General features: G+C 68.2%; 8 protein-coding genes and 2 pseudogenes. 4 read left to right on the top strand and 6 right to left on the bottom strand.

Annotated features, from left to right (window positions below; all coding sequences use genetic code 11):
* Window positions 1-6: 6 nt before the first annotated feature.
* Window positions 7-192 (top strand): annotated as a pseudogene (locus tag A5697_RS27280) (hypothetical protein); the annotation flags it as partial.
* Window positions 193-207: 15 nt separating this feature from the next.
* Here A5697_RS27280 and A5697_RS16755 read toward each other — a convergent pair.
* Both A5697_RS16755 and A5697_RS16750 read right to left on the bottom strand, forming a co-directional pair.
* Window positions 208-2088 (bottom strand): annotated as a pseudogene (locus A5697_RS16755) (multifunctional oxoglutarate decarboxylase/oxoglutarate dehydrogenase thiamine pyrophosphate-binding subunit/dihydrolipoyllysine-residue succinyltransferase subunit); the annotation flags it as partial.
* Between the two features lie 184 nt (window positions 2089-2272).
* Complete coding sequence (locus A5697_RS16750; protein WP_067946001.1) at window positions 2273-3049, bottom strand: hypothetical protein; 777 nt, start codon at window positions 3047-3049, stop codon at window positions 2273-2275.
* 223 nt (window positions 3050-3272) lie between these two features.
* Here A5697_RS16750 and A5697_RS16745 point away from each other — a divergent pair, with 223 nt between their 5' ends.
* On the top strand, window positions 3273-5240 hold the full coding sequence (locus A5697_RS16745) for an MFS transporter (RefSeq protein ID WP_067945999.1): 1968 nt from the start codon (window positions 3273-3275) through the stop codon (window positions 5238-5240).
* Window positions 5241-5254: 14 nt separating this feature from the next.
* On the opposite strand, the gene A5697_RS16740 is transcribed toward A5697_RS16745, so the two are convergent.
* Together A5697_RS16740 and A5697_RS16735 are read right to left on the bottom strand one after the other, a co-directional pair.
* A complete protein-coding gene (locus A5697_RS16740) occupies window positions 5255-8662 on the bottom strand; it encodes a TM0106 family RecB-like putative nuclease (RefSeq protein ID WP_068011433.1) in 3408 nt (1135 codons plus the stop codon).
* Window positions 8663-8702: 40 nt separating this feature from the next.
* Window positions 8703-9302, bottom strand: coding sequence for an LppP/LprE family lipoprotein (locus tag A5697_RS16735; protein WP_067949413.1), 600 nt, complete (start codon window positions 9300-9302; stop codon window positions 8703-8705).
* Window positions 9303-9399: 97 nt separating this feature from the next.
* On the opposite strand from A5697_RS16735, the gene A5697_RS16730 reads away from it, so the two are divergent.
* The gene (locus A5697_RS16730; protein ID WP_068011432.1) at window positions 9400-11103 is read left to right on the top strand and encodes a DEAD/DEAH box helicase; all 1704 of its coding nucleotides are present in this window, start codon (window positions 9400-9402) and stop codon (window positions 11101-11103) included.
* The gene (locus A5697_RS16725) at window positions 11100-12248 is read left to right on the top strand and encodes an acyltransferase (protein ID WP_067949409.1); all 1149 of its coding nucleotides are present in this window, start codon (window positions 11100-11102) and stop codon (window positions 12246-12248) included. The genes A5697_RS16730 and A5697_RS16725 overlap by 4 nt, the downstream gene beginning before the upstream one ends.
* 15 nt (window positions 12249-12263) lie before the next feature.
* Here A5697_RS16725 and A5697_RS16720 read toward each other — a convergent pair whose 3' ends face one another.
* Together A5697_RS16720 and A5697_RS16715 are read right to left on the bottom strand one after the other, a co-directional pair.
* Entirely contained in the window at window positions 12264-12845 is a 582-nt protein-coding gene (locus A5697_RS16720) for a TetR/AcrR family transcriptional regulator (RefSeq protein WP_156673335.1), read from the bottom strand.
* A complete protein-coding gene (locus tag A5697_RS16715; RefSeq protein WP_197501035.1) occupies window positions 12842-14083 on the bottom strand; it encodes a cytochrome P450 in 1242 nt (413 codons plus the stop codon). Before A5697_RS16715 ends, A5697_RS16720 begins: the two co-directional genes overlap by 4 nt.
* Window positions 14084-14095 lie beyond the last annotated feature (12 nt).

Raw genomic sequence — 14095 nt, 5'->3', positions numbered from 1 at the left:
CTGCAGATGTTCGGCGACAACGACATTCAGGTCTCGTTGACCGCGAACCCCTCGCACCTGGAGGCCGTCGACCCGGTGCTCGAGGGCCTGGTCCGGGCCAAGCAGGACCTGCTGAATCGCGGCGCCCACGACGACGGTGACGAGAAGGCCTTCTCGGTGGTGCCGATGATGCTGCACGGCGACGCCGCCTTCGCGGGCCAGGGCATCGTCGCCGAGACGCTCAACATGGCGGACCTGCCCGGTTACCGGGTCGACGGCCTCCAGGTGCGAGGGGTTCGCGGTCAACGAGACCTGAATGTCGTTGTCGCCGAACATCTGCAGGTAGACGCCGGTGGCGCCGAGGTGGTACTTGACGTCACCGGAACCGTGCGCCTGCGACGGGTTGAGGTTGCCCTCGAACTCGCTGAAGATCTGCGAGTAGGGCTTGCCGACGATGTTGGCCAGCACGTTGAGCCGGCCGCGGTGCGGCATCCCGATGACCACTTCGTCGAGACCGTGCTCGGCGCACTGGTCGATCGCCGCGTCCATCATCGGGATCACGCTTTCCGCACCTTCTAGCGAAAACCGTTTCTGCCCAACGTACTTTGTCTGCAAGAACGTCTCGAATGCCTCGGCGGCGTTCAGCTTGCTCAGGATGAATTTCTGCTCGGCCACCGTCGGTTTGACGTGTTTGGTCTCGACGCGCTGCTGCAGCCACTCTTGCTGCGAGGGCTCGAGGATGTGGGTGTATTCCACGCCGATGTGGCGGCAGTAGGCGTCGCGCAGCAGGCCAAGCACGTCGCGCAGCTTCTTGTACTCGCAGCCGGCGAAGCCGTTGACCTTGAACACCCGGTCGAGATCCCACAGCGTCAGCCCGTGGTTGAGGATTTCGAGGTCGGGGTGGCTGCGGAAGCGGCTGCCGTCCAGCCGCAGCGGGTCGATGTCGGCCATCAGGTGGCCGCGGTTGCGGTAGGCCGCAATCAACTCCATCACCCGGGCGTTCTTGTCGACGATCGAGTCCGGGTTGTCGGTGCTCCACCGCACCGGCAGGTACGGGTTGCCCAGTTCGCGGAAGATGTCGTCCCAGAACGCGTCCGACAGCAGCATCTCGTGGATGGCGCGCAGGAAGTCGCCGGATTCGGCACCCTGAATGATCCGGTGGTCGTACGTCGAGGTCAGCGTGATCAGCTTGCCGATTCCCAGCTCGGCGATGCGCTCCTCGCTCGCGCCCTGGAATTCGGCGGGGTATTCCATCGCGCCGACGCCGATGATGGCGCCCTGGCCGGCCATCAACCGCGGCACCGAGTGCACGGTTCCGATGGTGCCGGGGTTCGTCAGCGAAATCGTCACGCCCGCAAAGTCTTCGGCGGTCAGCTTGCCGTCGCGGGCCCGGCGCACGATGTCCTCGTAGGCGGAGACGAATTCCGCGAAGCGCATCGTCTCGCAACCCTTGATGCCGGCCACCACCAGCGAACGCTTGCCGTCCTTGCCCTGCAGGTCGATGGCCAGGCCCAGATTGGTATGGGCGGGTGTGACCGCGGTGGGCTTGCCGTCGATCTCGGCGTAGTGCCGATTCATGTTCGGGAACTGCTTGACCGCCTGCACCAGCGCGTAACCCAGCAGGTGGGTGAAGGAGATCTTGCCGCCACGGGTGCGCTTGAGCTGGTTGTTGATGACGATCCGGTTGTCGATCATCAGCTTGGCCGGGACGGCCCGAACGCTGGTGGCGGTCGGCACGTCCAGCGAGGCGGACATGTTCTTGACGACGGCGGCCGCGGCGCCGCGCAGGGTCTGCAGTTCGTCGCCTTCCGCGGGCGGGGGAGTCGGGGCTTTGGCTTTGGCCGGTGCTGCCGCGGGGGCGCTGGCGGCACCGTTGCCCGCGGCGGGCTGGGCCGGCGCCGCGGTCTGGGCGACCGGCTCGGGTTTTGCTTGCGCGGCGGGTTGGCCGTCGCCGGCGCTCGAGGCCGATTCGCCGGTCGGCTCGGGGTTGTAGTCGACGAGGAACTCGTGCCAGCTCGGATCCACCGACGAGGGGTCATCGCGGAACTTGCGGTACATCTCCTCGACCAGCCATTCGTTCTGCCCGAATGGTGAACTTATGTTGCTCACGACCGCTGTTCGCCTCAATTCCTCTGTCCTGCAAGCGCTTACGCAGCTGTTGCACGGCGCCTGTACATTTCTCGGCCCCCGGATTGTGGAGCATGTCACAGCAGTGGCGATGCTCTACGTTTCCCGCCCTATAAAGGCTAACCTTTCGCCAGCAATTCGCCAGGGAGACGGGGGTCGCAGGGCGCTAGCCGGCTTCGTGGAACGGCGGCACCAGGTGCAGGGCGCGCGGCCACCGCACGGGCGGGGCGCCGAATGCCCGATCGGCGTTGCGGACGATCTTCTTGCCGGCGAAGTAGTTGCCCACGGCCCCGACGACGATCCCGATGCCCACCGGGAGCACCTTGCCGAACACCAGGGCGCCGCGCCGCAGCGTGTATCGCTTGACCCACGATTTGAACAGTCGCGAGTTCAGCCGTGACATCGACGACAGCGGCACGGCGGCCACGCTCTCGGAAATCCAGCCACCGTTGGTGCGGCTCGGGCCGAAGAGTTGGGCGACCGCTGCCTTACTGTTGTCGCCGACCAGCACCGACAACACCAGGGCCCGGCGGCGTTCCCGGTGGTCGGCGGGGATGTCGTACACCACCGCGACGGCCAACACGAAGAATGCGGTGGCTTCCAGGAACGTCACCGTTTCGGCCGCGGCGGCAGACAGCGCGCTCAGCGTGCCGATGCCGGGGATCGTCGCGACCGCGCCAACCGCCATGCCGCTGGCCGTCACCATGCCCACGTAGCGCTTCTGCAGCTTGGCGAGGATGTCGGCCGGGCTGCTGCTCGGGTGGGCGTTGCGCAGCCGGGACACATAGGCCTCGGCAGCCGGTCCCTGAATCCGTGAGCTCCGCTCGATGACCTGCGCCAAAGCCCGCGCGGAGGTCTTGGGCCGGCCGTTGGTGGGCGGCGCCTGGTCGTCGTGCGACATGCTGAAAAACCGGTTCGAAGACCGCTTCCGTCGGGCCCGCATCTTGCCTCTCCTGCAAATGGCGTCTTACCAGGCTAACGTGCGCGCTCCGGAACGCCGACCGAACTTGAAACCTCCGCGTGGTGTACCCCGGATCGGGTCCGTCGCTGCCCTCAATTGCGTCAGCGGCCATAATGCAGGCTGGATGTCCGTGACGGTCCGGGGGCCCGTCGACAGACCAGCCCCCGCAGCCGGGCATCCTCGGAAGCTGAAACGAGGTGGGTAGATGACCGCGGCGACGCCTCCGTCGTCCGGGGTAACCCGGCGCGCGGCGCCGAACCCAGCCCACCTCACGAAGCGCTGGAACTTCCTCACCCAGAACTCGCCGCAATCCCAGAGGCCCTGGAACGCGCTCTGGGCGATGATGATCGGCTTCTTCATGATCATGGTCGACTCGACCATCGTCGCCATCGCGAACCCGACGATCATGACCAAGTTGCACATCGGCTACGACACGGTGGTCTGGGTGACCAGCGCCTACCTGCTGGGTTACGCGGTCGTGTTGCTGGTGGCCGGGCGGCTCGGTGACCGGTTCGGCCCCAAGAACCTGTACCTGATCGGCCTGGTGGTGTTCACCGTCGCCTCGGTGTGGTGCGGGCTGTCGGGCAGCGCCGCCATGCTGATCGCCGCCCGGGTGGTGCAGGGTGTCGGCGCCGGGGTGCTCACGCCGCAGACCTTGTCGACGATCACCCGGATCTTCCCGGCGGAGCGGCGCGGCGTCGCGGTCAGCCTGTGGGGGGCCACGGCCGGGGTCGCCAGCCTGGTGGGCCCGCTGGCCGGCGGTGTGCTGGTCGACGGGCTGGGGTGGCAGTGGATCTTCTTCGTCAATGTCCCCATCGGCGTGGCCGGGCTTGCGCTCGCGTACTGGTTGGTCCCGGTGCTGCCCACCCAGTCGCACCGGTTCGACGTGGTCGGCGTCGCGCTGTCCGGTGCGGGGATGTTCCTGATCGTGTTCGGGCTGCAACAGGGCCAGGCCGCGCACTGGCAGCCATGGATCTGGGCGATGCTGGTCGCCGGAGTCGGGTTCATGACGGTGTTCGTGTTCTGGCAGTCGATGAACACCGACGAGCCACTGATTCCTCTGGTGATCTTCCGTGACCGCGACTTCGGCCTGTGCAACGTCGGGGTGGCCATCGTCTCGTTCGCCGCGACCGCGATGATGCTGCCGTTGACGTTCTACGCGCAGGCCGTGTGCGGGTTGTCGCCGACGCGCTCGGCCCTGCTGATCGCGCCGATGGCGATCGCCAACGGAGCGTTCGCCCCCTTCGTCGGCAGGATGGTCGACAAATACCATCCACGCCCGGTCCTCGGGTTCGGCTTCTCGGTGCTGGCGATAGCGCTGACCTGGCTCACCTTCGAGATGTCCCCAACGACACCGGTCTGGCGGCTGGTGTTGCCGTTCTTCGCGTCGGGCGTCGGGATGGCGTTCGTCTGGTCGCCACTGACCGCCACCGCGACGCGCAACCTGCCGCCGCGCCTGGCCGGCGCGGGCTCCGCCGTGTACAACTCGGTCCGCCAGCTCGGCGCGGTGCTCGGAAGCGCGGGCATGGCCGCGTTCATGACCGCACGGATCGGCGCCGAGATGCCGCCGCAGCCGTCCGGCGGTGTCGGCGAGGAGACGCCCGCCACGCTGCAACTGCCCGAGTTCCTGCGCGACCCGTTCGCGGCCGCCATGTCGCAATCGGTGCTGTTGCCCGCGTTCGTCGCGCTGTTCGGGATCGTGGCCGCCTTGTTCTTGATCGGCTATGCGCCGTCGGCCGTGGCCGGCGGCCGGTCGGAGGCGGGCGACCTGCTCGGCGACGACTATGACGACGACGACTACGTCGAATTCATCCTTCTTCGGGAACCCGAGGCCGCCCCGGCATCGCGCGCGGCATACGGGCGCGAAAGCGGTGCCGGGACGCCGGCCGATCGGCCCGCGCGCCCGCGCCCGCCGTCCGCGTGGCACAGTCGGCGCGACAAACCCGCTCCGAACGGTGGCCCAATCGGTTTCGCGCACAACGGCTCCCATGTCGACACCCGCGAGCGCTTCCGTCCGGTAACCGAACTCTCGGCGCGCCCATACCGGTCCACCCCCCGCGATCGGCCCGCGCCGCCGCCACGGCCGCAGAACGGCTCCGCGCGCGGTCACCGGCACCGCCGCGATGCCGACGACGACCCGACCGGCTACGGTCGCCACTCGTCCGGCGACTAAGGCCGGGCCGGTCATCAGGCCGGCTGCGTCAACGCCAGAAAAGCGCCCAGCTCGATCAGCCCCGCGGGCGTGCTGGGCAGGTACTCGGTCAGCGACCCCGAGCGCACGATGACCGCGGCGTACTGGGCCCGGCTGATGGCGACGTTGAGCCGGTTCCTGTTGAGCAGGAACGACATTCCGCGTGGCACCACGTCCGCGGAAGAGGCCGTCATCGAGATGAACACCACCGGCGCCTGCCCACCCTGGAACTTGTCGACCGTGCCGACCCGGATCCCGCCGAGCCCGGCGGCGGTCAACCGCCGGCGCAGCAGCGCCACCTGGGCGTTGTAGGGCGCCAGCACCAACACGTCGGAAGCGGTCAGGGGCCGGGTGCCGTGCTCGTCGGTCCAGGGCATGCCGAGCAGTCGTTCGATTTGGCCGGTGATCGCCTCCGCCTCCTCAAGGCTCTCCGTCGAGTTGCCGTGATGCCCTACGGTGAGCGTCCGCACGCCGGGCGGGTATCCGGCAAGGCGCCGGGCGGCGGTGCACTCGTGGGAATGCAGCCTGCCCTCGTAGGACAGAGCCGACACCGCGGCGCACACCGCCGGGTGCATCCGGTACGAGAGGTCCAGGAAATATCCTCGTTCGTCGGGCAGCGTGCGCTGGCCGTCCACCAGCCAGTCGAGGGCGGACGTGTCGACCGGGTCGGGATGCGTTCCCTGGCTCACCTGCGGCAGCTGCTGGGGGTCGCCGAGCAGCAACAGGTTGGCGGCGGCCGGCGCCACGGCGATGGTGTTGGCCAGACAGAATTGGCCCGCCTCGTCGATCACCAGCAGGTCCAGGCTGTCGCGCGGGACCCGATTGGCGTTGGCGAAATCCCATGCGGTTCCGCCGACTACGCAGCCCGCGGTGTCGGCGATGAAACTGGCGTAGGCGCCGCCGTCGATCTCCTGCCAGCGCGGGGCGCTGTGGTCGTTGCGCTTCTTCGCCACCCGTGCCGGCTCCAGCCCGGCGTCGATGACACAGTCCAGCAGGTTCTCGACCGCGGCATGCGATTGCGCCACCACGCCGACGCGCCAACCATGCTCGGTGACCAGGCGCTGGATCACGCGGGCGGCGGTATGCGTTTTTCCGGTGCCCGGCGGTCCATGCACCGCCAGGTACGACGAGTCCAAATCCATTACCGCGGTAGCGATGTCGGCTACCGTGTCGCCGCAACGCGGCAGCGCGGTCCCGCCGCGTGTGCGGGGCGCGCGGCGCAGCAGAATGTCAACGACGGCGTTGCGGGGTAGCTGCGGCAAGCCGGCCGCGACCGCGGCGGCCGTCGCCTCGATCGACTCGCGCAGTGCGGTCGTCGGAATCGGCGGGCCCGGGGTGAGCGCGAACGGGAGTTGGTGGAATGGCTTGCCGTCGTTGCCTACTCGCTCGACGATGGTTACCTCGGCGGGCAGCGCCGGATCATCGGCCGCGACGACCGTCGCGCGTGCGGCCGCGCGCCGCTCGGGATCGTCGGACATCCCCGGTGGCGCCGGCGGGTTGTAGAGCGCGAAGACGTCGGTCATCAGCTCCCCGCGCGCCAGTTCGCCGTGCAACCGCACCCGTCGCTGCGGCTTGCGCGCGCGGGGCGGCGTGTTCCAGTCGACGCTGACCGACGCGCGCTCGGCGACGAAGACGTCGGTGTTGTCCGCCCACTCCTCGACGGGGAAGTTCAGCCGGTCAAAGTGTGCCCACCAGAACGGCTTGTCCTCGCGCCGGTGGTAGCCGCGCGCCGCGGCCAACAGTGCCACCGCCGTCTGTTCGGGCGTGCGCTCACCGACGGCGGCGTCACCGGTGAACGCCGACAAGGTCGTCGCCAACTGGTCACGGTCCTCGACGGTGTTGCCGTCCCGGACGGGCTGGGCGCCGACCGGTACGACGCCGGATTCGTAGGCGCGCAACATCAGCCAGTTACGCAGCTCCTGGGTCGAGCGGCAGTCGTAGTGGTTGTAATCCTCGATCTCCTTGAGCACCGAGGCGGCCTCGTCGCGGCGGCCGTCGGCCTGCAGTTCGCAGTACCTGGCGTAAGAGGTGATCGAACCGGTGGCCGTGGTGACGTCGCCGGCCCGCAGCTGCGCTCCCATGTAGAGCGGTTCCAGCGCCTTCAGGCTGAACGACTCCGCACCCACGCGAATGCTCTTGCGCACCAACGGATAAAGGTCTACGAGCGTTCCGCTGCGCAGCAGTTCGTCAACCTGGTCCTCGCCCACCCCGTAGCGGCCGGCGAGCCGCAGCAGCGCGGTCTTCTCGTACGGCGCGTAGTGGTAGATGTGCATGTGCGGACGGCGCTTGCGGCGCTTGGCCACCATCGCCAGGAAATCGGTCAGGGCCTTGCGCTCGTCAACCCGGTTGTGCGCCCACAGCGGGCGGAACGCGCCGGCCGGTCCCGCTTCCAGGACGCCGAACAGGTATTCCAGACCCCACTCCCGCCCGTCGACGGTCCACAGCGGGTCGCCCTCGAAGTCGAAGAACAGGTCGCCCGGGTCCGGTTCGGGTAGCAGCGTCAGCGGCTGCGGGTCGACGATCTCGAACAGCGGCGCGCCGGTTTCGCGTTGCCGGACTTGAAGTTTCGCCTGGGCAGTCAGTTTGCCGATGGCACCGGACGACAGTTCCGGCAGCGAGCCGGTGTGCCGGGCGAGATCGGAGACCGTCGTGATTCCGGCGTCGATCAACTTGTCCCGCTGGCCCAGTCGCATGCCGGCGACCAGTAGCAGATCGTCGGTGGCCCGCAATTGCTCGGTGCACAACGGGCAACGCAAACAGGCGCCCACGCCCTCGTCGTCCCAGCGAACCGCGGCGCCCTTGGCATGGTGCTCGTCGAGAAGCCGCTGCAATCGGGCGCGCTCGGAGCGGTAGACAGGAACGAGGTCGCGGACGCGGTAACGCGCCGCCGTCCCGTCGCCCAGGTGCAGCTCGGCCTCGGGAGCCACCGGCACACCCGAGGCGGCCAGCGCGTCGGCGTACGCGGCCAGCTGCAGCAGCGCGGTGACGTTGGCCGAACGGGCCAGCTTGGTGTCGATCACTCGGTAGTGCTCGCCGTCTCGGACCAAGAAGTCGGCGAAACCGAGGAAGCGGCCGTCGAACATGGCGGCCTGGTAGACCGCGGGCGCGCCGCCGGCGATGGCGCGCCGGGTCGCCCCGGCGGCCGCCGCGAGGCCGGCGAGCGTGTAGGCCGGGCGGCCGATGACCGCGACGTTATCGCCGAACTGGTCGCGCAGCCGGTCCAATTCGCGTCGCTCGTGTTCGTTCCCGAGGACGGCGGTCCGCGCGAGCAGGTCATCCTCGACGGTGGCCGCGGGTCCCCGGCCCAGCTTCGCGTCGAAATCCCGCAATAGCGCGTACTCGCAGCGGGCCGCGGCGGCCAGGTCCGACGCGCTGTACACGATGCTGTCGCCGGTGACGAACACAGCAGCAACTGTAGGTGAGGGGACCGACGGAACGGCGGGGTCAGTGACCCGGTGCGTTACCGATCAGCTCGACGCCGTTGCCGTTCCAGTGGAACCGCACATCGGTGTTCAACCCGTTGATGCCGCTGGGGTAGGTCAGCGCCACCGTGTCGCCGGTGGTCTGCGACGCGTCGACGCCGTTGAACCCGTAGGTGTCGGGAACCCCCTGCGGGATGAACTGCCCGAGGTGGAACAGCACCGCTCGGGTGGTGGGGTTGACGGCGTTGGTGTTGGCCTTGATGATCACGGCCGACAGCTGGGCGCACTGGTTGTAGTTGCCGGCCAGGGGCTCCGGGTTCCAGCCTTGCTGGCTGCGCGGGTCGCGCGGGAGCTCGGAGACCACCTTCGCGATCGTGGGGGAGGCGAGGTTGACCGCGCACGGGTCCGCCGGCGCCGCGCTGCTGCCGGGCGGCGCGGCGGCGCCGGAGGGCTGAGCCGGGGCGGTGATGGACGGGGTGTCCGTAGTCGTCGTGGCCTGCGGCGTCTTGGCGACCGTGGAGTCTCCCGAACCACAGCCGGTCAACGTCATGGCGATCAACGCGAGAGCGGCCGAGCCGGTCAGTGGCTCGGTACGGCGGGGTATCGACCACACATCGCGCACCGTACCGTCATCCCGCGCGCCGGTGTGACAGGCATGGCCGGGCCCGGCGCAGCTGTGCTCATGATCACGGGGCCACGACCACTAGACTCCTTGGACGATGACCCTCCCGGACACCTCGCCTGAGGCTGCCTCTCCGACGTTTGCCGACCTGCAGATCCACCCCTCGGTGCTGCGGGCGATCGCCGACGTCGGCTACGAGTCACCCACGGGCATCCAAGCGGCGACGATTCCGGCGCTGATGGAGGGCTCGGACGTGGTCGGTCTCGCCCAGACCGGCACCGGCAAGACCGCGGCATTCGCGATCCCGATCCTGTCCAAGATCGACGCCACCAGCAAGGCGACTCAGGCGCTCGTGCTGGCGCCCACCCGGGAGCTGGCCCTGCAGGTGGCCGAGGCGTTCAGCCGGTATGGGGCCCACCTGCCGAAGATCAACGTGCTGCCGATCTACGGCGGTTCCTCCTACACGGTTCAGCTGGCCGGGCTGCGGCGCGGCGCCCAGGTGGTGGTCGGTACTCCCGGCCGGGTGATCGACCATCTCGAACGCGGGACGCTGGACCTCTCGCACGTCGACTACCTGGTGCTCGACGAGGCCGACGAGATGCTCACCATGGGCTTCGCCGAGGACGTCGAACGCATCCTGGCCGACACCCCCGAGTACAAACAGGTCGCTCTGTTCTCGGCGACCATGCCGGCGGCGATCCGCAAGCTCACCACCAAGTACCTGCACGATCCGCTCGAAGTCACCACCAAAGCGAAAACGGCTACCGCGGAGAACATTTCACAGCGCTACATCCAGGTCGCCGGTCCGCGCAAGATGGACGCGCTGACCCGGGTGCTGGAAGTCGAGCCGTTCGAGGCGATGATCGTCTTCGTGCGCACCAAGCAGGCGACCGAGGAAGTCGCGGAAAAGCTAAGGGCCCGAGGCTTTTCGGCGGCGGCCATCAACGGCGACATCCCCCAGGGGCAGCGGGAGCGGACCGTCGCCGCGCTGAAAGACGGCGGAATCGACATCCTGGTCGCCACCGACGTGGCCGCGCGGGGGCTGGACGTGGAGCGGATATCGCACGTCCTCAACTACGACATCCCGCACGACACCGAGTCCTACGTGCACCGCATCGGACGCACCGGGCGGGCCGGGCGCTCGGGGACGGCGCTGCTGTTCGTCTCCCCGCGGGAGCGCCACCTGCTCAAGGCGATCGAAAAGGCAACGCGCCAAACGCTCACCGAGTCCGAGCTGCCCACCGTCGAGGACGTCAACGCCCAGCGGGTGGCGAAGTTCGCCGATTCCATCACCACCGCGCTGGGCCGTCCGGGAATCGAGCTGTTCCGCAAGCTGGTCGAGGACTACGAACGTGAGCACGACGTCCCGTTGGCCGACATAGCCGCTGCCCTGGCGCTGCAGTCCCGCGACGGCGAAGAGTTCTTGATGTCGCCCGAGCCGCCGCGCGGCGAGCGGCGCGAGCGGCACACCGAACATCGCGAGCGTCCCGAAAAGCCAAGGCAAACAAAGCCCTTCACCACCTACCGCATCGCGGTGGGCAAGCGGCACAAGATCGGCCCCGGCTCGATTGTCGGCGCCATCGCCAACGAGGGCGGCCTGCATCGAAGCGATTTCGGCCACATCGCGATCGGCCCGGACTTCTCGCTGGTGGAGTTGCCGGCCAAGCTGCCCAAGTCGACGCTGAAAAAACTTGAGCACACCCGCATTTCGGGCGTGCTGATCAACCTTCAGCCGGATCGGTCGGCGAACAAGCCCCGCAGCCGGGACGGCGGAAAGCCGCGCAGGAAACACACCGGATGACCCTGTCCGAAGAAGAATCCGAAGAAGACGCCCAGGGCGGACTTGAGCAGACCGCCCACGTCGACCGGGTCGCCTCCCTCACCGGAATCCGTGCCGTCGCCGCGCTTCTCGTCGTCGGCACCCACGCGGCCTATACCACCGGCAAGTACACCCACGGCTATTGGGGCCTGGTCGGCTCCCGGCTGGAGATCGGCGTACCGATCTTCTTCGTGCTGTCCGGCTTCCTGCTGTTCCGGCCGTGGTTGAAATCAGCCGCTACCGGCGCGCCGCCACCGTCGCTGAGTCGCTATGCACGGAACCGGGTTCGGCGCATCATGCCGGCCTACGTCGTCACCGTGCTGTTCGCCTACGTGCTGTACCACTTCCGCGAGGCGGGACCCAACCCCGGACACACTTGGCTCGGCCTGGTGCGCAACCTGACGCTGACGCAGATCTACTGCAACGGCTACCTGGGGAAGTACCTCCATCAGGGCCTGACGCAGATGTGGAGCCTCGCGGTGGAAGCGTCCTTCTACGTGCTACTCCCGCTGCTGGCATACCTGCTGTTGGTGCTCGTCTGCCGGCGGCGGTGGCAGCCGAGGTTACTGCTGTTCGCGCTGTCCGCGCTGACGCTGATCAGCCCGGCCTGGCTGGTTCTCGTACACACCGATCACTGGTTCCCCGACGGCGCGCGGCTGTGGCTGCCCACCTACCTGGCCTGGTTCCTCGCCGGGATGCTGCTGGCCGTGCTGCAGGCGATGGGCGTGCGCGGCTACGCGTTCGTGGCCATACCGCTGGCCGTCGTCTGCTACTTCATCGTGTCCACTCCCATCGCCGGCGCTCCCACCACGTCGCCGGCGACGCTGAGCGAGGCCCTGTTCAAGACCTGTTTCTACGCCGTGATCGCCGCGCTCGCGGTGGCGCCGCTGGCCCTGGGGGACCACGGTTGGTATTGGCGGCTGCTGGCGACGCGGCCGATGGTGTGGCTGGGGGAGATCTCCTACGAAATCTTCCTCATCCACCTGATCACCATGGAATTCGCCATGGTCTACGTCGTCCGCGCCCACGTGTACACGGGTTCGATGCTCGGCCTCTTCGTCGCGACGATGATGCTGACCATCCCCTTGGCCTGGCTGCTGCACCGCTTCACGCGCGTGCGGGCTTGAGCGGTTGGGCGGCGCCTAACCCCGGGCGGATACCGGCGTGACAATCGGGACGACGAATTCTTCGATCATCGCCCGCTCGTCGGCGTCGTCTCGACCGGGGAACTGCAGCAGCGAGGTGATCACTCGCACCATCCATCGCGCCCGGCGCTCGACGACGGCGGGGTCTTCGGGCCCGAGCGAGCCGATGAACGCGGCGGCCAGGGCGGTGATGACCTCGGACTGCCCGGCGACCTCGGCGCCGATCGGTGGCCGGGTGATGGCGAACCATGAGGCCAACGCCGGATTGCCGCGAACCATCCGCAGCGTGGCGGTGATGCTCGCGACCAGTCGTTCCCGGGGATCGTCGATGCCGCCGATCTCCTCCTTGATCGCACGGCTGAGCCGGCGGGTCTCGCGATGCACGTAGGCGGTTTTCAACGCCTCGCGGTTCTCGAAGTACCGGTACAGTGTCGCCCGGGAACAGCCTGCGGCCCTGGCGATTTCGTTCATGCCGATCGAGTCCTGGTCCCGCTCGGTGTAGAGCTGCTCGGCCGCGTCGAGGATCCGGTCGGCGGCCGCCTCGGTACGGTGCGCCCCCAGCCAGTCGTTCGCCATCAGGACCCCGTCCGGATCGGCACGGAGAGCGGGCGCCGCACATAACTGCCGCCCGACCAGACGATCGCGGACTCATCGACCTCGAAATCCGGGCAACGGCTGAGCAGTTCGGTCAGGGCGACCCGCGACTGCATCCGTGCCGCCGCCGCGCCCAGGCAATGGTGTGCGCCGTGGCTGAAGGTCATGATGTTGCGCGGGCAGCGGGTGACGCCAAGCTCACCGGCGTTCGGGCCATATTGGCGCTCATCTCGATTGGCCGACCCGTACAGCAGCATCACCTTGCGGCCGGCGGGGATGGTGGTGTCGCCGATCGTCACGTCGCGGGTGGTGGTGCGGGCCAGCCCCTGCACCGGCGAGGTCAGTCGCAGCAATTCCTCGACGGCGTCGGGGATCAGCCCCAGGTCATCGACGACAAGCCGCCGCTGATCCGGGCGCTCATGTAGCAAAGGCATTGAGCCACCGAGCATTCCGGTGACAGTGTCGTTGCCGCCGGTGACCATTGTGAAGGTGAAGGCCAGCACCGACAGGGTGCCGGCGATATCGCCGTCGGCGCCAACCCCGGCGGCAACCAGGTGCGAGATGGTGTCGTCCTCCGGTTCGGTCCGACGCCGCTCGATCAACTCGGTGAAGTAGGCCATCATCGACCCGACGGCACCGCCGACCGTCTCCAGCGCCGCGCCGATACCTCCGTCCGCCGTATTTCCCGCAACGATGGCCTCAGTCCAGCCATCGAACTGGGCCCGATCTTCTTCGGGCACACCGAGGTAGTGCGCGACCACCATCGACGGCAGCGGTTTGAACAGTTCGGTGACGATGTCGCCGCCGCCGTTCGCGCGCAGCCGCTCGATGCGCTCGACGACGAACTCTCGCACCTTGGGCTCCACCGCCTCCACCTGTCGCGGCGTGAAGCCGCGCGACACCAGTTTCCGAAACTCGGTGTGCACCGGCGGATCCTGCATCACAAATGGTGGATTGTCTTGCAGCCCAATCATGTCCAGGTCGCCGTAGTTGACGGTCAGTCCCTGCGCCGACGAGAACGTCTCGTGGTCGCGGGCGGCGGCCCACACGTCTGCGTGCCGGGACAGCACGTAGTAGTCGTGCTCGGGCCGTCTGGCCGGGACGACGTGGTGCACCGGATCGTGGTCGCGAAGCGCGCGGTACATCGGCCAGGGTTCCGCCCAGGTGTCGGCGGTGGCCAGCTCGAACATGACCGGCGCATTGTGAGACATAACCGGAGTCATGTCTCATTCGTA

The sequence above is a fragment of the Mycobacterium sp. E3251 genome (assembly GCF_001666835.1).
In the GTDB taxonomy this organism is placed as follows: domain Bacteria; phylum Actinomycetota; class Actinomycetes; order Mycobacteriales; family Mycobacteriaceae; genus Mycobacterium.
The sequence above is the reverse complement of the archived record's forward strand: the minus strand, read 5'-3'. Positions and strand labels throughout refer to the sequence as shown.